General features: G+C 37.3%; 25 protein-coding genes and 4 tRNA genes. 17 read left to right on the forward strand and 12 right to left on the reverse strand.

The window, feature by feature from the left end:
- Nucleotides 1-83 precede the first annotated feature (83 nt).
- Nucleotides 84-671, forward strand: a complete 588-nt coding sequence (rrtA, locus tag AVJ19_RS01910; protein ID WP_111858127.1) for a rhombosortase — start codon at nt 84-86, stop codon at nt 669-671.
- A gap of 348 nt (nt 672-1,019) precedes the next feature.
- Complete coding sequence (locus AVJ19_RS01915) at nt 1,020-3,215, forward strand: TRAP transporter large permease subunit (protein ID WP_111858128.1); 2,196 nt, start codon at nt 1,020-1,022, stop codon at nt 3,213-3,215.
- A 319-nt stretch (nt 3,216-3,534) separates the two neighbouring features.
- On the opposite strand, the gene AVJ19_RS01920 is transcribed toward AVJ19_RS01915, so the two are convergent.
- The 5 genes from AVJ19_RS01920 to rnr form a co-directional block, all read right to left on the reverse strand.
- On the reverse strand, nt 3,535-3,972 hold the full coding sequence (locus AVJ19_RS01920; protein WP_111858129.1) for a hypothetical protein: 438 nt from the start codon (nt 3,970-3,972) through the stop codon (nt 3,535-3,537).
- A gap of 13 nt (nt 3,973-3,985) precedes the next feature.
- Nucleotides 3,986-4,195, reverse strand: coding sequence for a YheV family putative zinc ribbon protein (locus tag AVJ19_RS01925; RefSeq protein ID WP_171334148.1), 210 nt, complete (start codon nt 4,193-4,195; stop codon nt 3,986-3,988).
- A 40-nt stretch (nt 4,196-4,235) separates the two neighbouring features.
- Nucleotides 4,236-6,290 carry a M3 family metallopeptidase gene (locus AVJ19_RS01930; RefSeq protein ID WP_171334142.1) on the reverse strand — a complete coding sequence of 685 codons (2,055 nt, stop codon included), beginning with the start codon at nt 6,288-6,290 and terminating at the stop codon, nt 4,236-4,238.
- Nucleotides 6,291-6,475: 185 nt separating this feature from the next.
- Nucleotides 6,476-7,054, reverse strand: coding sequence for a hypothetical protein (locus tag AVJ19_RS01935; RefSeq protein WP_162626514.1), 579 nt, complete (start codon nt 7,052-7,054; stop codon nt 6,476-6,478).
- Nucleotides 7,055-7,142: 88 nt separating this feature from the next.
- Nucleotides 7,143-9,590, reverse strand: coding sequence for a ribonuclease R (rnr, locus tag AVJ19_RS01940; protein WP_111858132.1), 2,448 nt, complete (start codon nt 9,588-9,590; stop codon nt 7,143-7,145).
- A gap of 264 nt (nt 9,591-9,854) precedes the next feature.
- On the opposite strand from rnr, the gene AVJ19_RS01945 reads away from it, so the two are divergent.
- From AVJ19_RS01945 to AVJ19_RS01990, 10 genes are all read left to right on the forward strand, one after another.
- A tRNA-Ser gene (locus tag AVJ19_RS01945) sits at nt 9,855-9,944 on the forward strand.
- 15 nt (nt 9,945-9,959) lie between these two features.
- A tRNA-Arg gene (locus tag AVJ19_RS01950) sits at nt 9,960-10,036 on the forward strand.
- A 50-nt stretch (nt 10,037-10,086) separates the two neighbouring features.
- Nucleotides 10,087-10,163, forward strand: a tRNA-Arg gene (locus tag AVJ19_RS01955).
- 84 nt (nt 10,164-10,247) lie between these two features.
- A complete protein-coding gene (locus tag AVJ19_RS01960) occupies nt 10,248-10,706 on the forward strand; it encodes a hypothetical protein (protein WP_111858133.1) in 459 nt (152 codons plus the stop codon).
- 191 nt (nt 10,707-10,897) lie between these two features.
- Nucleotides 10,898-11,557, forward strand: coding sequence for an amino acid ABC transporter permease (locus tag AVJ19_RS01965; protein WP_213067183.1), 660 nt, complete (start codon nt 10,898-10,900; stop codon nt 11,555-11,557).
- On the forward strand, nt 11,547-12,218 hold the full coding sequence (locus AVJ19_RS01970; RefSeq protein WP_111858134.1) for an amino acid ABC transporter permease: 672 nt from the start codon (nt 11,547-11,549) through the stop codon (nt 12,216-12,218). Before AVJ19_RS01965 ends, AVJ19_RS01970 begins: the two co-directional genes overlap by 11 nt.
- On the forward strand, nt 12,215-12,946 hold the full coding sequence (locus tag AVJ19_RS01975) for an amino acid ABC transporter ATP-binding protein (protein WP_068973605.1): 732 nt from the start codon (nt 12,215-12,217) through the stop codon (nt 12,944-12,946). Before AVJ19_RS01970 ends, AVJ19_RS01975 begins: the two co-directional genes overlap by 4 nt.
- 53 nt (nt 12,947-12,999) lie before the next feature.
- Nucleotides 13,000-13,863, forward strand: a complete 864-nt coding sequence (locus tag AVJ19_RS01980) for a cysteine ABC transporter substrate-binding protein (protein WP_068973606.1) — start codon at nt 13,000-13,002, stop codon at nt 13,861-13,863.
- Nucleotides 13,864-13,994: 131 nt separating this feature from the next.
- The gene (locus tag AVJ19_RS01985) at nt 13,995-14,822 is read left to right on the forward strand and encodes a hypothetical protein (protein ID WP_162626515.1); all 828 of its coding nucleotides are present in this window, start codon (nt 13,995-13,997) and stop codon (nt 14,820-14,822) included.
- A 220-nt stretch (nt 14,823-15,042) separates the two neighbouring features.
- Nucleotides 15,043-15,119: transfer RNA gene (locus AVJ19_RS01990), tRNA-Arg, on the forward strand.
- Nucleotides 15,120-15,208: 89 nt separating this feature from the next.
- On the opposite strand, the gene AVJ19_RS01995 is transcribed toward AVJ19_RS01990, so the two are convergent.
- Both AVJ19_RS01995 and AVJ19_RS02000 read right to left on the reverse strand, forming a co-directional pair.
- Complete coding sequence (locus AVJ19_RS01995; protein WP_111858136.1) at nt 15,209-15,784, reverse strand: hypothetical protein; 576 nt, start codon at nt 15,782-15,784, stop codon at nt 15,209-15,211.
- A 15-nt stretch (nt 15,785-15,799) separates the two neighbouring features.
- The gene (locus tag AVJ19_RS02000; protein WP_111858137.1) at nt 15,800-17,101 is read right to left on the reverse strand and encodes an SRPBCC family protein; all 1,302 of its coding nucleotides are present in this window, start codon (nt 17,099-17,101) and stop codon (nt 15,800-15,802) included.
- A 174-nt stretch (nt 17,102-17,275) separates the two neighbouring features.
- On the opposite strand from AVJ19_RS02000, the gene AVJ19_RS02005 reads away from it, so the two are divergent.
- Nucleotides 17,276-17,776, forward strand: a complete 501-nt coding sequence (locus AVJ19_RS02005) for a YcxB family protein (RefSeq protein ID WP_111858138.1) — start codon at nt 17,276-17,278, stop codon at nt 17,774-17,776.
- Nucleotides 17,777-17,815: 39 nt separating this feature from the next.
- The gene (locus AVJ19_RS02010) at nt 17,816-18,454 is read left to right on the forward strand and encodes a fumarylacetoacetate hydrolase family protein (RefSeq protein ID WP_111858139.1); all 639 of its coding nucleotides are present in this window, start codon (nt 17,816-17,818) and stop codon (nt 18,452-18,454) included.
- 59 nt (nt 18,455-18,513) lie between these two features.
- Here the strand turns inward: AVJ19_RS02010 and AVJ19_RS02015 are convergent, their stop codons facing one another.
- On the reverse strand, nt 18,514-20,778 hold the full coding sequence (locus AVJ19_RS02015) for a TonB-dependent siderophore receptor (RefSeq protein WP_228203261.1): 2,265 nt from the start codon (nt 20,776-20,778) through the stop codon (nt 18,514-18,516).
- A 337-nt stretch (nt 20,779-21,115) separates the two neighbouring features.
- Nucleotides 21,116-21,922, reverse strand: a complete 807-nt coding sequence (locus AVJ19_RS02020) for an AraC family transcriptional regulator (protein ID WP_111858141.1) — start codon at nt 21,920-21,922, stop codon at nt 21,116-21,118.
- 102 nt (nt 21,923-22,024) lie between these two features.
- Between AVJ19_RS02020 and AVJ19_RS02025 the strand changes: the two genes are divergently transcribed.
- Nucleotides 22,025-22,948, forward strand: a complete 924-nt coding sequence (locus AVJ19_RS02025; protein ID WP_111858142.1) for a DMT family transporter — start codon at nt 22,025-22,027, stop codon at nt 22,946-22,948.
- 111 nt (nt 22,949-23,059) lie between these two features.
- Here AVJ19_RS02025 and AVJ19_RS02030 read toward each other — a convergent pair whose 3' ends face one another.
- Nucleotides 23,060-24,304 (reverse strand): YihY family inner membrane protein, encoded by a 1,245-nt coding sequence (locus tag AVJ19_RS02030; RefSeq protein ID WP_111858143.1) that lies wholly within the window; start codon nt 24,302-24,304, stop codon nt 23,060-23,062.
- Nucleotides 24,305-24,417: 113 nt separating this feature from the next.
- Here AVJ19_RS02030 and wrbA point away from each other — a divergent pair, with 113 nt between their 5' ends.
- Together wrbA and AVJ19_RS02040 are read left to right on the forward strand one after the other, a co-directional pair.
- On the forward strand, nt 24,418-25,011 hold the full coding sequence (wrbA, locus tag AVJ19_RS02035; RefSeq protein WP_111858144.1) for an NAD(P)H:quinone oxidoreductase: 594 nt from the start codon (nt 24,418-24,420) through the stop codon (nt 25,009-25,011).
- 217 nt (nt 25,012-25,228) lie between these two features.
- On the forward strand, nt 25,229-25,417 hold the full coding sequence (locus AVJ19_RS02040; protein WP_162626516.1) for a hypothetical protein: 189 nt from the start codon (nt 25,229-25,231) through the stop codon (nt 25,415-25,417).
- 74 nt (nt 25,418-25,491) lie between these two features.
- Here the strand turns inward: AVJ19_RS02040 and AVJ19_RS02045 are convergent, their stop codons facing one another.
- Both AVJ19_RS02045 and AVJ19_RS02050 read right to left on the reverse strand, forming a co-directional pair.
- Nucleotides 25,492-25,908, reverse strand: coding sequence for a hypothetical protein (locus AVJ19_RS02045; RefSeq protein ID WP_228203262.1), 417 nt, complete (start codon nt 25,906-25,908; stop codon nt 25,492-25,494).
- Nucleotides 25,909-26,078: 170 nt separating this feature from the next.
- A partial coding sequence (locus tag AVJ19_RS02050; protein WP_111858146.1) for a hypothetical protein occupies nt 26,079-26,521 on the reverse strand: 443 nt, incomplete at its 5' end.

Below are 26,521 nucleotides of genomic sequence, written 5' to 3' on the forward strand. Positions count from 1 at the left end.
AAAAAAATATACATTGAATATCAAGTTTTGTATTTATAATCAGGAAAAGCTTCGGCTTTTCTTGTTTTTTAGAGGGACTTGAAATGCAAGAAGAACAACTCAATAAACGTGTAATATTGATTGCAAGCTGTATCTGTATTTCTGCATGTTTACAAATCTTTCAAGCCGTATTTATTTATTGGCGTTATAGCTTTTTTAGTGAAATTTGGCGATGGTGGACAGCGCATTGGGTACATGTCGGATGGATTCATTTTGCTTTAAATATGATTGCTTTTGCTTGCTTACCTTTTATTTTCCCACATATTAAAAATCGTTTTATTATTTTGCTGCTTCTCATACTTGCGCCATTATGTAGTTTAAGTTTTTATTATCTATATCCTCACATTGAAGCATATGCAGGTTTGTCAGGTGTGCTACATGGTTTATATGTTGCTGCTGCTTTTTTCTATTTAAAATTTCGTAAAGAGCGTAATTTTGCTTTATTTGTATTGGGTTTAATTATTGCCAAATTAGTTTGGGAAAATACTTTTGGACAAATTGGCACAGCACAATTGATTGGTAGTCCAGTTTTGGTTGAAGCACATTTAGTGGGTGCTTTTTGGGGGGCGATCACAGCTGTATTTTATTTGCTTTATCAACAGTTTTTTATAGAAAATAAGCATAAGGCTTAAAAAATATATGTCACATTTTCTAATTTATCATCACAATATCTTTCTATGGGCTTAAAAAGCTGAAATAAAAATATTTCTACTTATATTTGAAATTAATCTATTGTTTTTTCATTTAAAATTGCTTATTAATGCATAGACTTTAAGTGAATTAATATACATTTATCGCTTTATACTTGACAAAAATGCATGAAAAAAAATGTAACACTGCCATTCTTTTAACTTGAAAAAACATGCAGATTTGAAAGTGGAAATAAAAATAGGAAATGAGGGCTTCCACGTTACTCATAACTTATAAAAATATTAGTCTTATAAAAGATTTATAAGATTAGAGATAAAAATGGAATTATCATGAATGATAGTACAGAAAAAAAATCAGGCTTAGGACTGATTGGTCGTATATGGACAGAAGGGATCTCAACTTTTTTAGTCCTTTTGCTTCTCTTGCTGACGCTATTAATCGGTACAGGGGAAATGATTCATGGGCAAATGTTGCGTATTGGTGAGCGTCTTTATGGCGATGAAAAAATTGGAATGCAATATTCCTTTTTAAGAGCAGAGCCAAGCAAACCAAGTTGTGACCGTAATCCAAATATTGATACGCTTGTACAAGAGCGTATGAAAGCTGAGGCAAGTGATCCTGATGCTAGTTTCTTTGGGGTAACACCTGAAGCAGATGTGCGTCAATCTTTTTTAGCTGCTAAAACGGAATGTGAAGAAAAGTTTGCATTCTATGATAAATCAATGACACACCTAGAAAAGCATCCTTCAATTCGAACTTATCGTTCGATGGAAACGGGCTTTTTCTGGTTATTTAAATTCGGTACAGAAAACCGTGTTTTGATTTTGTTGTTTATGGTCATGATTTCAGCGATCACCGCATCATTGAAAATGCACCATATTAGTTTGCGTCCACCAACGACTAGACTTGATTTTAGAGTTTATGCAATTGCCATGATTTTGGGTAATGGTCTATTGACATATTCTGTATGGAGTCAATATCAGTCAGTGATTAACTCTGGAGTAGAGTCAACCTATGAAACCATTTGGGGTTATTGGCTATGGCTTGTTCTCTTTGTTAGTGTGACTTTAATTAGTCTGTACCAACTGTTTTTTATCCCTAAAACTGCCAAAGAAGGTGGAAATATCGGACTGGCACTGATCAGTGTTCCGTTATATGCCATTATGTCGATTGTTACGGGTATTGCGTTTACTTTCTTTATGGATTATCCAATGGGGCAAGGGATTTACCTTGGTCAATTGGTTGAATTCTCAGGAATTTTCTTAAACTTAGCCTTGTTTATTTGGGCAGGTATGTTACTGACGCAGACTCGCATCATGGATGTATTCCTTGCGATTTTACGTCCATGGAATCTTGCACCAGAAACATTAACTTGGATTATCTTGATTGCTGCTGCAATTCCAACAGCATACACAGGTGCTTCAGGGATCTTCGTTGTTGCAGCGGGTGCAATTATTTATCGTGAAGTGTGGAACTCTGGTGCACGTCGTCAGTATGCACTTGCAGTTTCAGCGATGTCAGGTTCATTGGGTGTGGTATTACGTCCATGTTTATTGGTGATCTTGATTTCGATGTTGGATAGTCGTCATGTCACTTCTGATGAGCTATTTGATCATGGTATTTATGTATTCTGGTTGACTGCATTTATTTTCCTTGGTGTTTCTTTATATCTTGCAGAAGAGAAATTCCGTATTAATTCACCAAAAATTGCAGTACCAGGCATGTTAAAAGCTTTGATTCCAGTTATTCCGTATGTGATTATTACGGCATTGGTTGTCGGCTTCTATAGCTATGGCTTAGATACGCAAATGGATGAGTTTACAGCACCTGTAATTCTTCCAATCATGTTATTGGCATATATTTTATTTGATAAATATTTGGGTGATCGTGTTCCTGTACCTGAGTACAATAATGCTTTAGCACAAGAGCATGCGAAAAATTCTGAATATTTACGTACACATGGTAGTGCGGCTGAAAATAAACGCAGTTTTGGTCAATCTATCTGGTTTGCTTCATCTGAAAGTGTGGGGCATATCGGTGCCTTGATTATTCTAATGGCACTTTCAGCGAGTATGGGTGGTCTGATTGAACGTAGTGAAATCGTGACTATGGTGCCAACACATCTGGGTAGCATCATGCTGTCATTGGCATTCCTTGCGATCTTACTTGCGATTATTGGTATGACGACAGATCCATTTGGTGCGGTGATTTTAGTTGCTGCAACGATTGCACCTGTAGCCTATGAGAATGGCATCCATCCAATTCACTTCTGGATGATCGTATTGGTTGCCTTTGAGTTTGGTTATGTTGCACCACCTGTCGCTCTAAATCACTTACTGACGAGGCTCTCGGTCGGGGATGAAGAAGTCGCCGCCGCCGATGCAGAAGCGAAAGAGAAATATACTAGCTTCTATTATCGTTATGAACGTTGGTTATTGCCGATGATGGTCTTGTTCTCAGCCCTAGTGATCGTGACTTTTGTTCCATACTTACTCAATATGTTTGATTGGTATGCCAATAAGTAACAAGCTAAATTCATAAAAGCACCTTCGGGTGCTTTTTTGTTGGGAATAGTTTTATTGGGATAATATTTTTAAAAATTTTGATGCTGTTGTTTTACAGTCAATAAATACTCTGTTGTGATGATCATTGGTAAATCATGTCTTTGAAGCTGATTTAAATCAGATAAATTTTCTATGTTAAAAGCATGTAAGGCTAAAAATGGATGTTGTTAAATGCATCAAATTTTTGTGATGTCATATATAGATTAGAGTAAATAGCATAAATAAAACACAATAAAAAACACCACTCAAATATTGTTGAATGATGTTTTAAATGAAAAGATTAAGATTGTTTTTGTTCAGCAGCAAGTTGTTGCTCAAGCAACTTAAGTTGCTCTTCTTTTAGTTTAATCAGTTGGTCTGCATCTGCATGTTGAGACTCTAAAGATTGTTGCTGATCTTTGAGCTGTTGCCCAATGTCATCAAGCTTGGCAATTTCTTCTTTAGCAAGGCTTTCATTTTCAGACACAGGCTCTTGTAAAATAGATGGTTCTACCAAGGTATGAGCCGTTACTTCTGATGTCGCAGCTTGTTCTAAAGGTTGTGCCAAGGGTGGTGCTGCGGCTTTTGGTGGTGCTTTTGTTTCAGTAGTAGGTGCTATTTTTGTTTGATCTTGATCTGCTTTAAGCCAAAATAAAGCGCTAGCTAAAGCAATAATAACGATCAATCCCCCAGCAATAAACCACATTAATTTAGAATTATTTCTTGTATCTAATTGCATGTTGTATCCAAGTTTATTTTGATGAACGAGGCTTGAATTGAATGACCCCAATTTCATCGGGTGTAGCAGGTTCTTCAGGCGCATCTACATGGGTAGGGCGATTTTCAGAATAATCACACTCGATACATTCAATCCATTCAGCATCGTCAGTGGTGAGCATCACAATACGATCCATCGATTCGCATCTTGGGCATTTTGCCCCAGCAATGAAACGACGTTTGATATTCATAAACTCACCACATAATTAATTTTACATGCGTAGTTTAAGCGTTTTTAGAGGCATTCGTCCAACCTTGATGACGTAACAATGCATCAATTTTAGGTTCACGTCCTCGAAAATTCACAAAAGCATCTAAAGCAGTATCTTTACCACCTACTGCTAAAATGGCTTTACGAAATTCTAGTCCTGTTTGAGTGTTAAAAACTCCTTCATTTTCAAAACGGTCAAAAGCATCGCTAGCAAGTACTTCTGCCCATTTATATGAGTAATAGCCCGCTGCATAACCCCCTGCAAAAATATGACTAAAACTGTTTTGGAAACGGTTGCTTTCTGTACTTGGTGCAACAGCAAATTTTTGTCGGATATCGTTCAAAGTCGCTTGAATTTGTGCTGCATCCAAAGCAGGGGTGAGTTTGTGAATGGTCAGGTCAAATAGCGCAAATTCGATTTGACGTAAAGTTTGCATACCTGACTGAAAAAAACGTGCATCAAGTAAAGATTTTAATAATTCTTGAGGCAATGTGTGTTTAGTTTCAATATGTTCAGAAAGCAGATCTAAACTGTCTTTGTCCCATGTCCAGAATTCCATAAACTGACTTGGCAATTCCACTGCATCCCACGCCACGCCGTGTGTTCCTGCTACAGAAATATTATCCACCTCGGTCAACATATGGTGTAAACCATGCCCAAATTCATGGAACAATGTATTCACTTCATCATGAGTGAGTAGGGCGGGTTGGTCACCGACTGGTGGTGTGAAATTTCCGACCATATAGCAAATCGGTTTTTGTAAGCCATTTTCAGTTTGCATGCGAGAACGGAAACCGCTCATCCATGCGCCACCACGTTTACCACTACGTGCATATAGGTCGAAATAGAAACCGCCGACAACAGAACCTTGATCTTCAAGCTCATAATAATGTGCATCAGGATGCCAAAGCGGTGCTTCACGTTCTACGACATTGATGCCATATAAGCGATTGACGACATTAAATAAACCTTGAATCACTTTAGGTGCGGGGAAATAAGGTTTTAAGTCTTCTTGAGAAAGATTGAACTGTTGTACTTTGAGTTTTTCTGAATAATAAGTGGTATCCCAAGCCTGTAACTCAGTAATACCATCTTGTGCTGCAATGGCTTTGAGTTCGGCAATTTCCTTTTCAGCAGGTGCACGTGCATGTTCTGCAAGGTCAACCAAGAACTGATTTACAGTGTCTACATCAGGTGCCATTTTTGAAGCTAGAGAATATTCTGCATAATTGTCAAAACCTAAAAGTTTCGCCATTTCCTGACGTAAACTCAAAATCTCCACCATGACAGGTGCATTGTCATATTGTGGATCGGCTGCTAAGTTTGAAGCTCGGGTGGTATAGGCTTTATAAAGCTGTTCACGTAAATCACGATCTTCGGCATAAGTCATAATTGCCAAATAAGATGGAATATCTAAAGTGGCAACAGGCTGTTCTAACTCACGTTGCTGACCATACTGTTTTAACAGTTCAATACTGCTTTGTGGCAAACCTTTAAGTTGCTCATCATTTAAAGCTAAGAAAAATGCTTGTGTTGAATCTAAAACATGGTTGGAAAAGTCAGATGAAAGCTGTGAGAGTCGTGCTGAAATTTCCGCATAGCGTTTTTTCGCTTCACCTTCGAGAGCCACACCAGAAAGTTTAAAATCACGTAATGAAAGTTTAATCGCGCTTTGTTGCGCTGTAGGAAGATCATTAAAAATCGCATTATCAAATACATGCTGATAGCTTTGGTAAAGTGGCACATGTTGACCAAGCTCTGTGTAATATTCACTTAAACTCGGTAGCAGTGCTTGATAGACTTCACGAGTCTCTGCATTGTTCATCACTGCATTTAAATGTGACAATACGCCCCATGATTCACTCATGTTATTTTCAAGGGTATCAATTTTTTCTAAGACTTGTAATTGTTGCTGTAAGGTCTCAGGAACTTGTTGAAGCTCATTTAAAAAGTTTTGTCCATCTTGAATAGACGTTTCGATATTTTGTTTGAGTTGATCTAAAGTAATTTGGTCGAATCGTGGTACAGGCAATGTCGCCTTTTCTAATGTCATTGTTTCTAAGGTCATGAGTAATGCCAAAAAGATTGCTAAGTTATAGATAGATGTAAGGCTTGTGAGAATGGAAATCAAGCTTTGACTAATAATTTGCTTGGTATTTCTTAGGTTTTATTGTGAATTGAACTTGATTTTAAATGGTACTGAAAATGATTCAGTATCAAAATAATGGCTAAGGTGTTTTTATGATTCGTTGATTAATTTTTTTTTTCAGATACTCGAATATGATCAATAGAGTGAATAATTGTTCCAAGTGAACTTTTTTGACTGGTGATTTGTAGAATTACTTTTTTATTTTGATAGAACTTAAATTTCTCATAATTTATTTTGAAAATAGGTAAACAAGAATATTTACTAGATAAACAATAAGTTGTACCGTTTTTGGAAGAGTATTCTTTTGCATTTATTTCTAAAATTTCAACAGTTTGTATTCCATATATTTTCGTATAAATCATTGGAATGACTTTTGAACAATTTATCCAACATAGTGGAATGAAAATCATAGGCAATAAAATTAGACTATGAAATAAAGGAGATATTTTGAAATTTCTCCAATGTCTAGGAATGATCCAGAATTGTTTTTTAGATAAATAAAAGAAATATAAAATGATGGTAAAATATAGAATTGTTGAAACAACTAGAGCAACAATATTAACCATTGGCGTTGCTGAAAAATTTAAAAATAAAATACTGTAAGTTCCACTTATGCCTAAGACAACCATGATGAAAACTACATAACCATGGTAATAATATTTAGAAAATAACTTTTTAGACATGATAAATTTTATTTTAAAATTTAGATGATTATAAACAAAAAGAGCGCCGAAGCGCTCTCATTTAAATCTAAAGTTGAACTCTTAAAAACTACTCATCCTTTGCTTTTGCATTGGACTTTTTCTTTTTTGCTTTTGCCTTTTTCTTCACTTTATCTTTAGTCTTCGCTTCAGACTTCGTTGCAGTGTTTTTAACAGGCTTTTTGCTGTAAGAGCTAGGCTTTCCTTTGGACTTTTTCTTTCGAAAGGGACGTTCTCCATCTTCACTGACATTGGAAGATTCAGAGTTGGTCTTTTTCGCAGGACGTTCTGCAAAAACTTCTTCTTTGGCTACAGGTTTTGCCACACGAGGTGCACGACTTCGAATCACACGACCTGCATGAGAAAGTTGTTGTAACAGCTCAAAGTCGATCTTGCGTTCTTCAATATTCACACCAGCAACTTTGATTTTCACCTCGTCGCCTAAACCAAAGACTTGACCACGATTTTGTCCAACCAAAGTTTGGCTGGCTTGATCAAAGACAAAATAATCATCGCCCAATTGGCTAACATGCACCATGCCATCGACATACAAATCTTTCAGCGTCACGAATAAACCAAATTCAGCAGTCGCACTAATCACACCGACAAATTCTTCACCGATATGTTGTTGCATATAATGACATTTCAACCAAGAAGTCACTGAGCGAGAGGCTTCATCGGCACGGCGTTCTGTTGCAGAGAAGTGTTCACCTGCTTCATCCAAGGCTGAACCTGAAAGCGGATATTTCTTGGTGGTTAAACTGGCTTTGATGGCACGATGCAACAATAAGTCAGGATAACGGCGAATTGGCGAAGTGAAGTGCGTATACGCTTCATAAGCCAAACCATAGTGACCGACATTTTTCGGACCATAATAGGCTTGCATCATTGAGCGTAATAACACGGCATGAATACTTGGCGCATCAATACGATCTTTGGTCGCTTCAATGACTTTTTGATAATCGGCTTGTGTCGGCTGATCAGGGAATGGCAAACCAAGCAATTTTACAAAATCTTTAACTTTTTGAATGCGTGAAAACTCAGGTGCTTCATGTACACGGTACAACATTGGCACTTCATTTTTTAAGCAATATTCAGCGGCTGCCACGTTGGCAAGCAACATACATTCTTCAATCAGTTTATGTGCAACATTACGTGAACGAGGCAGGATTTCTTTAATTCCACCTAACTCATCAAATGTCATATAGGTTTCAACAGTTTCGAATTCCATTGCATGGCGTTCAGCACGTAAACCTTTGAGTGTTTCATACAATTGATAAAGTGTATTTAATGACTTACGAACATCACGATCTTCAGGAACTGCTTTGCTGTCACCATCTAAGTATTGAGCGACTTGGGTATAAGTCAAACGTGCTTTTGAATGCATCACAGAAGGGTAGAATTCAAATTTCGTCACACGACCAGCACGACTTAAATTCAAATCACAGACCATACATAAACGGTCAACGTGCGGATTTAAAGAACACAAACCATTCGACAGTGCTTCAGGCAACATTGGCAAGACGAAATGTGGGAAATACACCGATGTACCACGTTCTTGCGCTTCATCATCCAAAGGTTTACCAATGCGGACATAGTGGCTGACATCTGCAATTGCCACGACAACACGATAACCGCCACCCGGACGTTTTTCAGCATAAACTGCATCATCGAAGTCACGTGCATCTTCACCATCAATGGTGACTAATGGCAAATCACGCAAATCAATACGACCCGCACGGTCTTTTGCCGAAGGCTCTTTAAAGCTTTCCGCTTCTTTAACCACTTCTTCTGGAAATTCGTAAGGTAAACCATATTCTAAAATGGTTTGTGGAATAATGATTTCTGTATCTGCTTTATCCGCCATCGACTGGATGATATGACCTGTGGCAAATTCATCACGGGTTGGATAATCATCAATTTCGACACGAATTGAATCACCAACTTTAGCTTTGGCATGCTCAATCAGTTCTTTTTCTAAGGTAATTGGTTGATGTGCATTGGGATTTGAAGGTTGAATAAAATATTCATCTTCAAATTCAGCCACTTTACCAATCAGTTGTTTCACACGGCGCTGTGTCACTTCAGTGATATAGCCCCAAGCTTTACCTTTACGATCCACTGAGGTTTGTTGGACTTTGACGCGGTCGCCGTGGAAGACTTGGCGCAGTTCACGTTCAGGCAGTAAAAATTCTTCTTTTTTACCATCAATACTGGCAACACCTAAGCCTTTTGAGTTGACATAAACAGTCGCATCCAAAATCGGTTGGTCTGCCATGAGTTGGTATTTAAAACCATCCTTCATCAGTTGACCATCACGCACCATTGCGCTTAAACGATGGCTCAGTGCATCTATACTTTTTTGATCGGCAATTTCAAATGCATCCACTAAGTCAGCATGTGATTGCGGTTCTTGTTTTTGTTCTATCGTTTCAAGGATAAGGGTACGACTTGGGATAGGATTGTCGTAACGTTCGGCTTCAGCTTTCGCTTCAGGATCAACCCAATTTTTCATCATGTATTTGGTTTCTATTCAGAAGATAGGATTAGCATAAGTCATACAGGCAAATACTGCACGTAATTGATTGCAATAAACTGTTTTAAATTTAAATTTATGTGGATTTCTCCAAAAATTCATTGGATTAACGGTATGTTTAGTCTAAAAAAAGTACAAATTCATAAAAATTGTTTAAAAAATATGTAATCAAGCAAAAAAACTGCATTTTTTTTAAATCATGACTTGCCGAATAGTATTTTAGTTTGTATTATGGCGGCTCGTTACGGTGAGATGGGTGAGTGGCTGAAACCACATCCCTGCTAAGGATGCATACGGGCAACTGTATCGAGGGTTCGAATCCCTCTCTCACCGCCAACGAATACTTATGATGCGCTCATAGCTCAGCTGGATAGAGCACTTGGCTACGAACTAAGGGGTCGGGAGTTCGAATCTCTCTGAGCGCACCAAATTAAATAAGTATTCGAAATTAACGAAGCCTTTAGAGGCAATCAGGTACGCGCTCATAGCTCAGCTGGATAGAGCACTTGGCTACGAACTAAGGGGTCGGGAGTTCGAATCTCTCTGAGCGCACCAACTTGAAAAATTAACCGCTTAATTGCGGTTTTTTTGTCTCTGAAGTTTGATAAAATTAAAAAATTAGTGAATAAGAAAAATATTATGCAACAGATTTGTGATTTATATTTCCCCAAAGCACTAGACGATTATTCGCCTTTGCAATATTTACACATTTTTCATTCCGATTTTATTTATGACCCGAAGCAGCAATATATGGGGTATTTAAATGTAAATGTACGTCGTATTGCACTGGTCAATTTTGTTATGGAATTTCGCAAAAGAAAAATGCAAATTTACAATGTGCCTGTGCAGTATCGTGACAGTAAAAATTTAAGTCAGGATGAAGCATTTGAGTGTGCATTGAAACAGATTGATCTGGAAAAGAATCAAATTGTTAAAACTAATGTGGGTGATTCCCCTGTTATCTGGCGCTTCCCCCTTATTTTTATGAATGGTGAAGAAAAAACAGGTGCGGGTGTAAGTGTAGACAAGCTGGATGGTCATATATGGACTCAAGATGAGTCAGAAGAATATTTTTATGATTTTAATGGAGTGATTTAATTTTTCAGCCTGTGATCGACATAAAATATTTTAAATATTCATCTAAAAGTACAAATGACATCTATTTTTCAATTTGAGAAAAGTTTATCAGATAACAATATTTATTGAGGAAAAATAAGCACTGTAAGATCGTCCCAACTCACTTTTTTTGCTTTAGCACAAAGCATAACAAAAACATTTGGACGAATTCTTTGAACTGGCAATATATCTACAGTGTGATGCCACAGTTTGTTTCAGCAACTCTGACGACACTCAAAATTTCAATGATTAGCATCATACTTGCCATAGTGGTTGGTTTAATTTGCAGTGTCTTAATCACGTATAAAATCAAGATATTAAACAAAATAGCCAAAGTTTATATCGAAATATCACGTAATACACCGCTACTTATTCAGCTCTTTTTTCTCTACTACGGTCTACCAAAACTTGGCATTAAAATTGATGGTTTTACTTGTGGTGTGATTGGGCTGACTTTCCTTGGTGGAAGTTATATGGCGGAAGCTTTTCGAGCAGGTTTGCAAGCTGTTGCAAAAGGGCAAATAGATTCAGGGGAAAGCATCGGGTTAAGTCCCATACAAGTTTTTCAATACGTTATTTTTCCGCAAGCTTTAGCTGTTTCGATTCCTGCGATTGGTGCAAATTGTTTATTCCTCATTAAAGAAAGTTCTGTGGTCAGTGCTATCGCTGTAGTGGAATTATTATTTGTCACCAAAGACTTGATTGGTATGGATTACAAAACCACCGAAGCATTATTTCTGTTGATTATGTCTTACCTAATTATTTTATTACCTGTGTCCATTCTCACCAGTTATTTGGAATATCGTAGTCGGAAGGTGAGCCATGGAGTTTAATTACCTATTTCAGCCAGATCATCTCTATCGCTTGCTACAAGGTTTATGGATCACTGCAAAAATTGCTTTTATTTCCGTATTTTTTTCAGCGATTTTTGGCACGGTTTTCGGGGTGATTATGACCTCAAAAAACCTATTCATTAAAAGTTTGTGTCGTCTGTATTTAGAAATCATCCGAATCATTCCTATTCTCGTTTTACTGTTTGTTTTCTACTTTGGTTTTGCCACTTGGTTTAACTGGCAGTTTTCAGCTGTGGTGGTATGTATTGTGGTTTTTGTGCTGTGGGGGACTGCGGAAATGGGGGATTTGGTTCGAGCTGCGATTACGTCTATAGATCAGCATCAGCGAGATTCCGCGTATGCATTGGGTTTAAGCCAGAATCAAACATTATTGTATGTAGTTTTTCCGCAAAGCCTGAAACGGGTTACACCAGGGGCAATTAATCTATTCACACGGATGGTAAAAACCAGTTCATTGGCAGTACTGATCGGGGTGGTGGAAGTGATTAAAGTCGGACAGCAAATTATTGAAAATTCATTGTTAATTGTTCCGAATGCTTCGCTGTGGATTTATGGTTTGATCTTTATTTTATATTTTCTGATTTGCTATCCCTTATCACGTTTGGCGACACATTTAGAAAAAGTTTGGGAGACACCATGACTTTGTTATCTATACAAGATTTACAGAAATCATTTGCAGAAAGTCATATTTTACAAGGCATTGATTTGGACGTAAAACAAGGTGAAGTGGTGGTGATTCTCGGTCCATCAGGTTGTGGGAAAAGCACCTTATTGCGTTGTATTAATGGCTTGGAGAAAATTCAAAGTGGGACGATTCATTTACAAGGTTCAGGTGTTCTAGGTACAGATTTACCTTGGGTTAATGTTCGTCAAAAAATCGGCATGGTGTTTCAAAACTATGAACTTTTTGGACATATGAATGTGATTGATAACATTCTTCTTGGTCCGCTTAAAGTTCAAAAAAGAAGTCGTGCTGAAGCGGAAAAAGTCGCAGATGAGTTGTTAAAGCGGGTCGGATTGTATGAGCGAAAGCAAGATTATCCACGACAACTATCAGGTGGACAGAAGCAACGAATCGCCATCGTGCGTTCATTAGTGATGCAACCGCAGGTCATTCTTTTAGATGAAATTACCGCGGCTTTAGACCCTGAAATGGTACGCGAAGTTTTAGACGTGGTTTTAAAACTTGCCCATGAGGGAATGACCATGCTGATCGTTACGCATGAAATGTCATTTGCTCGAAAGGTCGCAGATCGGATTATTTTTATGGATAAGGGCAAAATTATTGAACAAGCTACGCCTGAGCAATTTTTTGAGCATCCACAAACTGAACGTGCCAAAGCCTTTTTAAATATGTTGAATTATTAGTTTTATCGCGAAACCGATATTGTAAATTTTGTGTGAATAATAGGATGAAAATAATGAATTTATCTTTAAAAAATCTTAGTCATGTATTGGCTGCAACAGTTTTGAGTTTGGGTTTGGTGGCATGTAATAAAAATGCACCGACAGCGGAGAAAAAAGCTGAGACTGAAACAAACGTATCAAGCATTGAGCAAATTAAGAAAAATGGTGTGGTGCGCATCGGGGTATTTAGTGATAAACCACCTTTTGGTTATTTGGATGCACAAGGTAAAAACCAAGGCTTTGATGTGGAAATTGCCAAGCATGTTGCTAAAGACTTATTGGGTGATGAAAACAAAGTTGAGTTCGTACTCACTGAAGCGGCAAATCGTGTGGAATATTTAAAAGCCAATAAAGTTGATATTATTTTTGCTAATTTCACAGTAACGCCTGAGCGTAAAGAAGTTGTTGATTTTGCGAAACCTTATTTAAAAGTATCTTTGGGAGTGGTTTCTCCAAAAGCCAAGCCGATCACGGATATTGCACAATTGAAAGATCAAACCTTGTTGGTGAATAAAGGCACAACAGCAGATTCATTCTTCACAAAATCACATCCTGAAATTAAGTTGCAAAAATACGAGCAAAATACCGAAACCTTTGATGCACTGAAAGATGGTCGTGGCGTGGCTTTAGCACATGACAATCTATTGGTACTGGCTTGGGCAAAAGAGAATCCAAACTATACAGTAGGCATTACCAGTCTAGGTCAGCATGATTTGATCGCACCTGCGGTGAAAAAGGGCGATAAAGCATTGTTGGATTGGCTCAATCAAGATTTAGAAAAATTATCTAAAGAAGGTGTTATTCAACAAGCCTATGAAAAAACCTTAAAACCAGTTTATGGTGATACGATTGATCCGAAAGATTTGTTGGTGGAGTAATTGAACAGATCGTGTTGAATTTACTATTTACCGTGCAAAATGCACGGTTTTTTGATATTGGAAGATTTTGTCTTTATGCTAGTTTAAAAATCTGAATAATAAATACATAGCCAGTTCAAAAAGAAAATATGATGAAAATAAATACAATTTGCAAAAGCATAGTTATTTCAGTATTAGGATTAAGTATTACGGGCTGTTCATGTGGATTGTTCTCCAAAAGTACAGGCTGTACGGCTGTAATGGTGACAGGGTTAATTGTAACTGCACCTGTACTTGTTCCCTATTACGGTGCTAAAAAGCTGGTTGATGATCAAAAACAACAAAAAACAGATAAAGATTTGATACGTGATGTAACCTTAGGAAATGATCGGGACAGCTTAGAAAAAGTCGTTTTAGGACAGATTTCCTATCATACTTCGGTTGAGAAACGTATAGAAATGGATCGTCTAGCAGCACAAAAGCTTATTGAGTATGATGTGCCTCAAAGTCAAAACTGGACTGAAAATGGCTTAACTGCCATGATTTTGGCGTATCACAATCAAAGCTATCAACATGTAGATGAAGAAAAATTTGATCAATATTCCATAAGAGCTTGGGAGCTTTACTTACAGCACCGCCAAGCCAATTATAGTTATTATCGTGGTTCGCATGATTTTTCGGATGTCACGGAAAATTATTATTTAGTCAAAAATAAATTGCTCAAAGCAAACTCTGCGCCTGAAAAAGCACTCCCTATTTTCAAGCAATGCTTACAAGATCCAATGTGGTCGATGGCTGAGGCAAATAGTGATGGAAATGATGGATATTTACCCTGTAAGTATGCCTTAAAATATTATAATCGTAAGTTTTTTAAATATGACAATGCCAATCAAGAGGTTTTAGATGAGATCGAACGGCAATATAAAGAGAATCTAGAAAAACGACATCAGCAATTAAAACGAGAGGGTGTGATTGCCTAAAGAGTATGACCATATAAGTTCACACGAAAATGAATAAACAAGAGGTTATATTTTATTGAAGTTAAATTTCTTCTGCATTTATTATAAAAGTAAAACATTTGTATAAATTAGCAACAGTATAGCAAAATTGTGCTTATTTCCTAAACATACAGTCTAAAAAGATAGATAAAAGACTTTTCAATAAAGTGAAAAGGCGTATAATGCGTCCCATCAAGACGTCGCGCTCATAGCTCAGCTGGATAGAGCACTTGGCTACGAACTAAGGGGTCGGGAGTTCGAATCTCTCTGAGCGCACCAACTTGATCATCGGAAGATGTAAACTTGACAAGAAACCGCTTTATAGCGGTTTTTTTGTGTCTGAAAATTATTATATTATTCAATCAGTATCATTCAACTTTTTCTAGCTGATCAGTGTCTTCAAGCTCGGGAGCTTCATACTCTTTCGCATGCTCAAGCTGAGAAATATCCATTTTAATATTTTCTGCAAGTACGACACTACGTCCAAACATTCGTCCAAAAATGACACGACAGGAAAGTTCTTTAGGCAAGGTTTTTAATTGCTTAAACTCATAAACACAATTTAGTTGAGAAGCATCATTTTCAGGACAAATGCTAAATAAAACATCATATTTAAAATGATGATTCTCATAAACAATCGGGTTATCTTCAAATTCATTTGCAGCAATAGAGCCTGTGACTTCAAATTGGTCATTCACTGGGCATTTAAAGTGGGCATAATGAAAGCGATATTCATCATAAATTTTATGTAATGGTTTTTCACTCAAGGCTGTAGCGTTAAACATGAGATAACCATGACGATTTAATTCGGGTATATTTTGTGGTGGTACAAAAGTATATTTCGGTTCAAGCGTAATAGGGACTTGATATTCAGGCATTTCTTCACATGCAAGCAATAAAAATGCGCATGTGCTGACTAAATATTGACGGTATCCCTTTAACATATGATCTTTGTCCTATTATTTACTCTGTGCTTTAATTTTTTGGGTAAAAACAGCATTTCCACCTGCGGCAGGTAACATATCATGATATGGCAAACTACGTGCTGCTCTGAGTAAAAAAGGTGCTTTTTCATCAATTTTTACTGCTGTGGTTACCCGCATTAATGTTGCTGAACCTTGTGGATTGAGTTGGACTTGTCCTTTGAGATAACGTAAGTCTCCACCATTGGCAAAGAAGTTATTTTCATTGTTTTTTGGAAAGTTAAAATGCATTTTAAAATCAAAGGGAATGCTCACAACACCAAGCCCAATGCTGACTTTAATATCGCTATCTTGACCTTGTGTTGTGACAGGAAAAGTGGTGATTTTCTTAATTTGGCGAGGGAAAACACTTTGATAAGAGGCGGGCTGAAGCCATTTTTGTAATTGTGCAGGTGCTTCCTTAAATGCTTGATAAGTTGTGGTAAAACGTAAAACTTCACGCCCATGTGTATAAGGTACAGTGGTTGGCAGGTTTAAAATACTGACAGGTTGTCCTGTCGTTGCACTTAAATCATTAATTTTTTGTAGTTGTGCAGCATTTAGTTTTGGTTCGGGAAATTGACCGGGATTTAAAGCAATCACGCTTTTTGTACCAAAACGTTGGCGCAGTGATTCTAGAACAAAAGCTCCTGTACCTGTTGGAATGCCGAGTTTAGCTTCAGGAATTGCATTTAAAATTTGTTTGAATAAGAAACCTTTAGGTTGACTGGTATCGCCCCATTGGGTCAGTGTTACGAGGGTTTTTTTATCGCCTAGACTAAACCATTCAAGTTTTCCAACGGCATAAGGTAGCGGTGCATCAATTACAATCGTGGAAATACTATTGGTGGCGAGCTGGTGTTGCATCACCACATCTTCGTTAAAGTTCAGTACAGGAATCGGTGTGGGAATCGACACACGATATTTCATTTGACTGACATTACCTTTTTGCTCAACTAATTTAGCTGTTTTTAGCGTTGGAAATAAGCCTACATATTGTGTGTAATTGCTTAATGTTTTTGCAAGGTCTTGACTATTTACAGGCAAAATAATAGCCGCAGATGTAAAACGTGCAGTAGGGTTAGGATTGGCTTTTAAGGTCGGTAAACTGGTTGTTGTTGCAGCATGTGGATAGATAAAAATATCATCTTGCACATAACTTGCGAGCTGTTGTGCATTGTTTTGAAAAGGTTTTAGACTACTTGGAATGTTGTCTGTCCATGTTACGATTTGGGCAAAACTAAATGAACTTACGCTGAAGCAAAGTAGCATACATGCAGTTTGTTGAATACGTGTCATCCTTGAGTCCTTATTTTTTGTATTCCGTTTTAGATGGATGTTTTACCTGAAAATGATCAATTTTGAATTGACCTAAACGATAAAATTAAGCAGGTAAATTATCATGAAAATACAGTGCTACATGGTATTTCTGGTGTAATATCTTGGCATCGTTAAATTTTGTATTGAAGCACTATGTCAGACACTCAGCCTGCATTATCTGCACGTTATTATCTTAATTTAGAAGAATCACAAGATGGTTTTAAACTTGCAACTTTAGGTAAAAAGCAAATTTCACGTTTTTTAACTCCTTTGGTAAGTGTTGGAATCATTGGATATGGCTTGTATTTAGGGATGGCGACAGTTGGGCGTTATTATGTCTTTCTAGGTTTATTCTTTTTGCTTTTGCAAGGTCTAATGCGCTATTGGTTTTTGCCCATGATGTTTAAACGTCAGTTTATTAAGTACCAATTTGGCAAAAGTGAACAGGGCATTGAATTATTTCAAGATCATGCAGAAATTTTTTCGAGTGGTCGACCAAAAAAATCCTTTCAATATAGTGATGTACAGCATTTTATTGAAGGTAAATTGACTTATATGATTGAGTTGAAAAATCGGACTGTGATCATTGTGCCAAAACGTGCTTTTGCAGATCCAGCAGATCAAACAATATTTACCAATACGTTTAAGAAATAATGAGTTGTTAATGTCATTCAGATAGAACAAGGAAAGAATATGAGTACACGTCCATCGAAAATTGTTTGTGTCGGTCGTAGTTATGCGGCACATATCGCTGAGTTGGGAAATGCTACACCAGATCGTCCAGTTTTATTTATTAAACCACCAAGCAGTCTAGTTTCTTTGCAAGAGGGTATTTCTTGGAATGAAAATTGGGGCAGTTTGCACCATGAGTGTGAAGTCACTTTACGTATAGATCAACCTTTAAAAGGTGAAACCAATCCTGAAAAAGCATTGGAAGCGATTGGTGCTGTGACACTCGGTTTGGATTTGACCTTGCGTGATCTTCAAGATGATTTAAAGAAAAAAGGTCAACCTTGGGAACGAGCAAAAGCCTTTGATGGTTCATGTGTACTGGCTGATTGGGTGAGTATTGATGAAGTGAAAGCATGGGATGCGATCACCTTTGAATTTGCTATCAATGATCAAGTGCGCCAGAAAGGTGATACCTCTTTATTGATTTTTGATATTGGTTATTTACTCGCAGACATTAGCCAAGTGTTCGCGTTAGAGCCCGGTGATGTAGTGATGACAGGTACACCAGCAGGCGTAGGTGCTTTGGCTTCAGGTGATCAGTTGACCATGACGTTGAATGGTCAGAGCCAAGATTTTGTTTGGAAAACTTTTGTGAAATAAGCTTGTAAATTATTTTGCAGTCTAAAAACCCTGTCTTGGTTAAGATAGGGCTTTTTTGATTAAAATTTAGCTCTTAAAGTTAATTTTACATTGCGAGGTTCGCCGTAACGGTTACTTGTATTGGTAATATAAGAATAATATTTTTTATCAAATACATTATTTGCATTTACTCCAATACTGACTTGCTCACTGAGTGGATAACTTGCCATTAAGTTGACGAGTGCATAAGCTTCTTGTGATGTCGGTTTTGTCGTATAACGCCCAACTTTCCACTCACTTTGATAGTTTACCCCACCACCAATGGTCAGTTGATTCGGAAGTTTATAACTTGCAAATAATCGAGCGATATGTTCAGGAGTGGTTTCATTAAATACACGACCTTCATTTTTAGGGTCTTTTGCGTATTCAGTGGTGTTATATGTATAACCTGCAATTAAATTTAAATTAGGCAGTACTTCACCGCGAATTTCTGTTTCGATTCCTTCGCTAATTACTTTACCTGATGCTATTTTACAATAACCATCGGGTGTATTTTCTATACACTGACCAAGTGTAGAAAGATCATCAATACTTCGATTAATTTGATTGGTTCTAAATGTTGCAAGAGAAGCAATCATACGATCATCATTGAAACCAGCTTTTATACCGACCTCGTAGACATTTCCTTGAATTGGGTCAAGTAATTTTCCATCCATATTTTTGACATTCTGAACAACAAAACTGTCGGTATAGCTGGCATAGGCAGTGATCAAGTCATTGATGTCATAAGTCAATCCAAAATATGGTGTCAGTACATTGCTTTTTTTGTACTGTGTATCACGGGCAGGCTTTCGTAGACCATCTACATTACTTGTATATTTAGATGAATATTCATAATTGCTTTGACGTACACCAGCAATTAAATTCAATGGATCTAACAAATTCCATCTTGAGGTAATATATAAACCAGATTGTTTTGATTCTTCATCTGATCTACCGCCATCCATACTGTAACGTGATTCACCTGAGGGTAATTGGTATGGCTTATATGTCCATAAGTCAACGAGATATCGTGATAAAGGGGCTGTACCTTGTGATGTGGTCCAAAGTGAACCATCAGCTAACATGTTGTCAAAACTGGTCCATTGTCCAGGTATTTTACTTTGGTAATAATTACCACCAATAACCAATTCGTGTTCACGACCAAATAAGTTAAATTTCCCTTGAGTAAAGAGATCAAAAGCATTGATATCTTGTTGATAACGATATGCGTATTTATTGACTGTTGCTTGAGGATCTTCTTTGGTGGTATTGGCTGCAAGGCTTAAGCTGGTAAAGCGCATATCCATGTCAATATTGGCATTAATATAAGATGCTTTGACCAACCAATCGTCATTAAGTTTATGAGTTAAATCAATAAATGCTTGAGAATTCTTTTTATCCCAAAAATCTCGATAATCACAACCACAATTGTCACGATCTAAAGCTAAATCAGAGCCATCTGAAAAACGTGGTAACCCCCCAACTGGTACAGCATGTTCTTTTTGCTGAGAAAATCCAACATTCAGCAAAGTGGATGGCGTGAGATCCGCACTGATAATTCCATATAATACATTGGTGTCACGTGTTACAGCTTTCATCCAAGAATCACCATCTTGATAAGCTGCGACAAAGCGACCTCGAACAGAGCCTTCTTGGTTGAGTGGACCAGATAAATCAACCTCTCCACGAATGGTATTCCATGAACCATAACTGACACTACCACTGCCTTGAAAATGCTCTGTTGGTTTTTTACGGATTAGATTAATCGCACCTGAAGGCTCGCCTGATCCTTGCATAAGTCCAGCAGCACCTCGAATCACATCAATACTTTCAATGATTGCCATGTCTGGTTTAGATGCTGCGACATTAGAAGCATTGATTGCAACACCATCAAATTGAAGTAAATTGGAATTCCAGCCATCACCTAAATTGAATCCCCGAATTGAAAAGTTAGTTCGTTCTGAGTTATCACCTGTAAGAATGATTCCAGTAGTATTTTGTAATGCATCACCAAGGTTATTGAAGCCCATATCTTCAATCTGTTTACGATTAATAGTCGTAACGGATTGCGGAGTTTCTTTTACATCAAGGTTAAGTTTTGCAGCAGTATTGGTCTTTTTCTTGAGATAGCCAACATTATTAGCTTGAGTTGCTTTAAACGTTATCGTTGGTAGTTGTGAAATATCTTCACTAGAAACTTGGTTGTTTTCAGCAGCGACTGTCATTTGAGAGAAAATACTTACAATAGAGACGCAGAGCAAATTCTTTAGAAAAATCGGATACTTGTTAGGGAGTGAATGCATGATTTTTTCCAATTTGATAATGATAGTTATTATCAATATTATTATCAATAAGTCAATCTGGCAGTATTTAAAAATATGCTGGCATTAAATAAATTGATTATTGATATAAATAATAGGTGATTATGCTAACGAGGATTTTTTCGGAGTAGTTTAAAGAAAACGGAGATATATTATTGTGTGAATGATTAAAGAAAGATCCCATCCTTTAAGATGTTTGAACCCACTCCGTCACAGATACATAGTAGTTTTATTGTGATTGGATCTGTGATTCCAACTTTAATTTTGGCAGTGTTATATCGCCATAGTGGAAAATGGAAATCACAACTCTTGGCTTAAGTCAGACTTCAAAAGATTTTCTAAATTGATCAGGCGTCACTTCCATCCAACGCTTAAACATGGCAATAAAAGCCGAGGCATTGGCATAACCCAAATCTAGTGCAATGCCTTCAACGGTTTTTCCCTCACTTAACATGCTCATGGCTTTCATCACTTTTAAGCGTTGTCGCCATTCATTTAACGACATGCTCAGTTCTTTTTGTGCCAAACGCGCAAGGGTGCGTTCTGTGGTATTGATCTGCATAGCCAGTTCAGACAATGCACTTTGATCAGCTGGATTGTCATGTAGATAATTCAAAATTTGCTTGAGCGTCGGATGATCGGTATGTGGTAAATAACTTGCCACATATTGTGCATGGTGCAACTGATCAAGAAGCACTTGTAAGAGTCGTAAATGTTCAGCTGTATCCGTAATCGGGTGTTGTTTTAAATGCAATAAAATCGCACTGACCAAAGGTGCTGTTAATAAAATCCCCGCCTGTTGTGGTAGCTGTTGGCATAATGACTCATGAATATATAAGGTTGCATGGGATACCGAGGTGCGGTTTAAACCACTATGTTGCAAATTCGGGGGTAACCACAAGCCATAAGGGGGCGGGGTAATATAGTTGGTTTGGTCAATATTCACCTCCATCACGCCATTAAAGGCATAAACAAATTCTCCCCAAGCATGCCCATGAAGTGGATAAATAGATAATGCAGGATCATCTCGAAAATCAATCCAAAGCGGTGCTTCAATTTCATCATTGGTCAATAATTGAGTGTAATTTTCAGCTTGTAGGGCTTTTTTATTGATTTTATGGGGCATCTGAAATTTGCCTGAATTTGAGGATGGTTTGTCTGTTCTCAAGTATATCTTATAAAAACGACAGGATTATAGTGGTGTTATTGTTCTGTTGAGATAAATATCGTGGATATGCGTAAAGCACTTGATGCCAAAGCATCAGGTTTAATGATCATGTTGTGTATGATTTGGGGTTTGCAACAAGTGGTACTCAAGCTTGCAGCCGTAGATATTGCACCAATCATGCAAATCGCAATTCGATGTGGGCTTTCTGCATTGATGGTTTATCCATTGATTCGACTTCCGCAAGGCGTGAGCTTATTCTCCAAAGATTATTTACTGGCAGGGATGTGGTTGGCATTTTTATTCTCAGCCGAATTCTTTCTCGTTGCAGAAGCTTTACGTTTTACTTCTGCATCACATACCGTAGTTTTACTGTATACCGCACCGATTTTTGTCGCATTGGGGCTAAATTGGAAATTTGCCTCTGAACGACTTTCAGCTTTGCAATGGACAGGAATCTTCATAGCCTTTGTGGGGATTGTTGTTACTTTTATGGGCAAAGATAGCCAAACTGGGCAATTCTCTAAAGTGCTTTTGGGCGATGCGATGGCTTTACTTGCAGGGATCATGTGGGCTTTAACCACGATTTCATTGCGTTTAACCAAACTTGCCGAAGCGCATCCGACACAAACTTTGTTTTATCAGTTGATGGGCGGTTTTATTCTACTCATGCCTTTGGCTTTTGCTTTGGGGCAAACTGAAATTCGTTGGACTTTACTCACCTTTTCAAGTTTGGCTTTTCATACATTCATTATTTCTTTTGCTAGTTTGATGATTTGGTTTTGGTTATTGAGAAATTACTTAGCCAATCATCTTGGGGTGTTTTCATTCCTCACACCGTTGTTCGGGATCGCATTCGGTATTATTTTCTTAGATGAAAAGCTTGAAGTGAATTTTATGATTGGCACTGCTTTGGTGATGTTGGGAATTTTAGTGGTGAGTTTACAAGGATGGATTCAACGTAAAGTATTGCACATTTCTGAGTGATCTTATTTTCAATGTATTGTGTGGTTATTCTCAAATGCAAGATTCTCAAATACAAGATTCTCAAGTGAAGCATGCACTTGAGAATCGTATTATTTATTGACAAATAATCAGCTATTTATCATCTAAAATGGTTGAAAGTGGAATAGATAACTTCGCTGCCAAATATTCATCAGATTCGATCAAAGCAGGTCCTATACGCTGCATCCAAATATCATCAGCATGGATATTTCCAACATCTTGTTGGCTTGGAAGTGGGTAGGGTAAGGCTTTATAGAATGTCCAAAAATCAATCGTATCTAAATTACGTGCCAGTACATATTGGTTATTATCTGTACGTGTAACTAAATTTTGTTTTTCCAACATGACCACATAAGCTGGCCAACGTCCGATTTCACCACGACCTAAGATTTTTAACACTTCTGCATCTGTGACAACATCACCCGTTTTTTGCTTTTGATAAAATAATTCTAAAACATCTAATAACATTAGCGTTGGATGGCGTGTTTGATTTTTACCCGAATGAAAGGCAGTAAGTGCATAGCTGATTTCAACACCAAGTAGCACAATATTCCATGACATAAAAATCCAAAGTAGGAAAATAGGCACTGCTGCAAAAGCCCCATACACAATGGTATAACTGGTAAAATTGGTCATGATAAAGCCAAACAAATTTTTCAGTAATTCAAACACAATGGCACTAAATAGACCTGAAATGGCAGCCGCTTTAATGGGGACGCTACGGTTTGGAATCGTCCAATATAAAATAAAGAAACCTAGAACTGTTAAGGCAAAAGAAATGATCCACAATAACGCAGAGCCATCCACTTGATAGCCTGCAAAGTTATTACTGAGGACATTCATAGAGGCAAGTGTTGAAGAAATGACAAAGGCGCTACCCAGTAAAATAGGACCTAGGGAAATAATCGTCCAATAACGCATAAAACCCACAATACCATTGCGAGTTTCTTGCACTCGCCAAATGCGATTAAATACAGTTTCGATACTGGTTAACATCATCACAGTGGTGACAAAGAGAAAAAGCACCCCGATCGCAGTTAAATTACTGGAGTTTTGGGTAAAAACATTAAAGGCTTTATCAAAGGCAATACTGGTTTTTGGTAGAAAATTGCTATAAATCATTTGTTGAAGCTGTTGTCGAGCGGGTTCTAGTGCTTTAATCGAAGAGATAATCACCAGAAAAACCGTTAACATCGGTACAACAGCAAATAGCGTGGTATAGGTTAAAGAACCAGCCTGATCACGACAACGATCCGCTTCAAAACGGCGAATAACAAACAAGATAAACTGAAACCAAGTTTTGTCATAAAAGGGAAGTTTTTTCAGTAAATCCAGCATATTTAATCTATCTCAATTTATTTTCATCGTGTTTATTCAGCTTTACTGTTACAGCTTAACCAAAAATACAGCAAAATACCGTATAGTTTTCTTTTTCACATGTTTAAAAAATTATGCAAACCTATGTTTTAGTTCTGTATTACAGTAAATATGGTTCAACCAAAGAAATGGCGCATTTGATTGCAAATGGTATTGAAGCCGCAGGTATTGCTGTAAAAATTCGTACAGTGCCCAATTTATCAACTGTTGTGACAGAAGCACAAGCCAGTATTCCAGAAGAGGGTGATATTTACTGTACCTTGGATGATTTGCAAAACTGTGCAGGTTTGGCACTCGGTTCTCCAACACGTTTTGGTAATATGGCTTCGGAAATGAAATATTTTTGGGATCAAACCACAAGCCTTTGGCTCAATGGTGCTTTGCATAATAAGCCAGCTTGTGTATTCACATCATCTGGTTCGATGCATGGCGGTCAGGAAAGTACGCTTTTGACCATGTTACCGCCATTGTTCCATCACGGCATGATGATCATGGGGTTAACCAATGCCAATCCAGCATTATCGAATACCAAATCAGGCGGAACGCCGTATGGTGCAACGCATGTCAGTGGTCCACGCCATGATCAAAGTTTAAGTACAGATGAAAAGTCATTGTGCGAAGAGCAGGGTAAGCGTTTGGGGGAAGTGGTTAAAAAACTGAATTCATAAGTATATAACATTGGATATATTCTCTTGTTATATGCAGCTCACTTTAACAAGAGAATAGTCACTAAAAAGCACGTTTGTATCAATTTAAAAAATTGGAAAATTATAACACTCATTAAAATACCCATTTTTAGTTATATAAATATTCACTTAAATTCCCTTTAATAGCTGTGTTTTTGATCAGTGTTGTTAATACGATAATTGAATAAGGAGGGAATGAGTGATGAAGCTATTTTTAGCTACAATGATGATGTGTGGTGTAGGCTTATTTACAGTAAATACAGCTTTTGCAGCAGGAGATATTGTCTATGTATTGGATTTTCCTGAAGTGAAAGAACAGGAAAGTCAGTATTTGGCGATACAAGCACATACTGTAATTATTGAAAATAAAGCAAAAATTTTTAACTAGAATGATTTTTGTTTGAAGAATATTTAGAAAGTGATGTCGCTTCACTTTCTAAAATTTAATTTAGAATGCACATATTATTTTTCTGAATCGTGATCTATTTGTACTGATTGAGCATTTATATGTGTATCGGTTGTTGCCTTAAAACGGTGTTTGCATTTTTTACATTGGTAATCTAAATAAATATTTTGATCAACGACTACGCCTGCTTTTTTACCAAAACGATGTCCTAAGAAACCACCTGTAACCCCAATACTGATTGCACCGACAAAAGTACCAATCGTTGCACCCATAATCACACCCAGTGGTCCTGCAACAGTGCCAATCGCAGCCCCAACTGATGCACCTGAAGCTGCACCGCCCACAGTTCCTGCCGCAGCACCTGCTGAACTTAACAGTACGCCACCAGCTTTTTGTAGTAGTTGTTCATGGTCACGCTTTTCGATTTCAGTTGAACCACATTTTGGGCAGATTACAACAATTTCATCAGTCATTGATCAGTACTCATCTCGGACAATGTCCATTTGTCTTCGTATATAATGTTGAAGTCATTCAATTTTTAGATTGAAACGAAATAACTATTTCAATCTAATGACATGTTGATTGTAACCGAATCAAAGTTTTGATTTTTATCATTCATGTAACAAACTTAAATAATTTTTTATTATTTTTCAGGTGTTAAATAAATTTTTCCAACATTGATTTTATTGAAAATATGCGGGGAGTTTTTTTCATCAGGGACTTGTTGCCAATATACTTCGGAATAGTCATAAATTTTCCCTTCATAGCCTTCAAAGGCGATATAAATTTGCAATGGACCTTCTAACTTACGGATATTGGGTCTAAAAAATTGATAATGAATTTCAAATGCAGGTAATTTAAATTCACCCTGTGCAGATAAGGTTTTTTGGAAACGATCATCCGCAGCGATATAATAACCAATATCGCCAGTTTTATGTGCTAGAGCTAGTCCTGTGTTTTGATCATACAAAGCACCCACTGCTTCTGGATGTAAATAAATCGTTTTGATTGGGGTTAGTAAATATGCAATAACCCCTGCGCAGGTCAATAAAAGCAGTAAGATTTGAATTATTTTTGGTGGTGTAT

This window comes from Acinetobacter sp. CFCC 10889, assembly GCF_003268395.1.
Taxonomy (GTDB): domain Bacteria; phylum Pseudomonadota; class Gammaproteobacteria; order Pseudomonadales; family Moraxellaceae; genus Acinetobacter.

What these genes read in the sequence shown, in the direction of transcription:
- rrtA (WP_111858127.1), top strand. Translation starts at nt 84, where the DNA reads ATGCAAGAAGAACAACTCAATAAACGTGTAATATTGATTGCAAGCTGT.
- AVJ19_RS01915 (WP_111858128.1), top strand. Translation starts at nt 1,020, where the DNA reads ATGAATGATAGTACAGAAAAAAAATCAGGCTTAGGACTGATTGGTCGT.
- AVJ19_RS01920 (WP_111858129.1), bottom strand. Translation starts at nt 3,972, where the DNA reads ATGCAATTAGATACAAGAAATAATTCTAAATTAATGTGGTTTATTGCT.
- AVJ19_RS01930 (WP_171334142.1), bottom strand. Translation starts at nt 6,290, where the DNA reads ATGACCTTAGAAACAATGACATTAGAAAAGGCGACATTGCCTGTACCA.
- AVJ19_RS01935 (WP_162626514.1), bottom strand. Translation starts at nt 7,054, where the DNA reads ATGTCTAAAAAGTTATTTTCTAAATATTATTACCATGGTTATGTAGTT.
- rnr (WP_111858132.1), bottom strand. Translation starts at nt 9,590, where the DNA reads ATGATGAAAAATTGGGTTGATCCTGAAGCGAAAGCTGAAGCCGAACGT.
- AVJ19_RS01960 (WP_111858133.1), top strand. Translation starts at nt 10,248, where the DNA reads ATGCAACAGATTTGTGATTTATATTTCCCCAAAGCACTAGACGATTAT.
- AVJ19_RS01970 (WP_111858134.1), top strand. Translation starts at nt 11,547, where the DNA reads ATGGAGTTTAATTACCTATTTCAGCCAGATCATCTCTATCGCTTGCTA.
- AVJ19_RS01975 (WP_068973605.1), top strand. Translation starts at nt 12,215, where the DNA reads ATGACTTTGTTATCTATACAAGATTTACAGAAATCATTTGCAGAAAGT.
- AVJ19_RS01980 (WP_068973606.1), top strand. Translation starts at nt 13,000, where the DNA reads ATGAATTTATCTTTAAAAAATCTTAGTCATGTATTGGCTGCAACAGTT.
- AVJ19_RS01985 (WP_162626515.1), top strand. Translation starts at nt 13,995, where the DNA reads ATGAAAATAAATACAATTTGCAAAAGCATAGTTATTTCAGTATTAGGA.
- AVJ19_RS01995 (WP_111858136.1), bottom strand. Translation starts at nt 15,784, where the DNA reads ATGTTAAAGGGATACCGTCAATATTTAGTCAGCACATGCGCATTTTTA.
- AVJ19_RS02000 (WP_111858137.1), bottom strand. Translation starts at nt 17,101, where the DNA reads ATGACACGTATTCAACAAACTGCATGTATGCTACTTTGCTTCAGCGTA.
- AVJ19_RS02005 (WP_111858138.1), top strand. Translation starts at nt 17,276, where the DNA reads ATGTCAGACACTCAGCCTGCATTATCTGCACGTTATTATCTTAATTTA.
- AVJ19_RS02010 (WP_111858139.1), top strand. Translation starts at nt 17,816, where the DNA reads ATGAGTACACGTCCATCGAAAATTGTTTGTGTCGGTCGTAGTTATGCG.
- AVJ19_RS02015 (WP_228203261.1), bottom strand. Translation starts at nt 20,778, where the DNA reads ATGCATTCACTCCCTAACAAGTATCCGATTTTTCTAAAGAATTTGCTC.
- AVJ19_RS02020 (WP_111858141.1), bottom strand. Translation starts at nt 21,922, where the DNA reads ATGCCCCATAAAATCAATAAAAAAGCCCTACAAGCTGAAAATTACACT.
- AVJ19_RS02030 (WP_111858143.1), bottom strand. Translation starts at nt 24,304, where the DNA reads ATGCTGGATTTACTGAAAAAACTTCCCTTTTATGACAAAACTTGGTTT.
- wrbA (WP_111858144.1), top strand. Translation starts at nt 24,418, where the DNA reads ATGCAAACCTATGTTTTAGTTCTGTATTACAGTAAATATGGTTCAACC.
- AVJ19_RS02045 (WP_228203262.1), bottom strand. Translation starts at nt 25,908, where the DNA reads ATGACTGATGAAATTGTTGTAATCTGCCCAAAATGTGGTTCAACTGAA.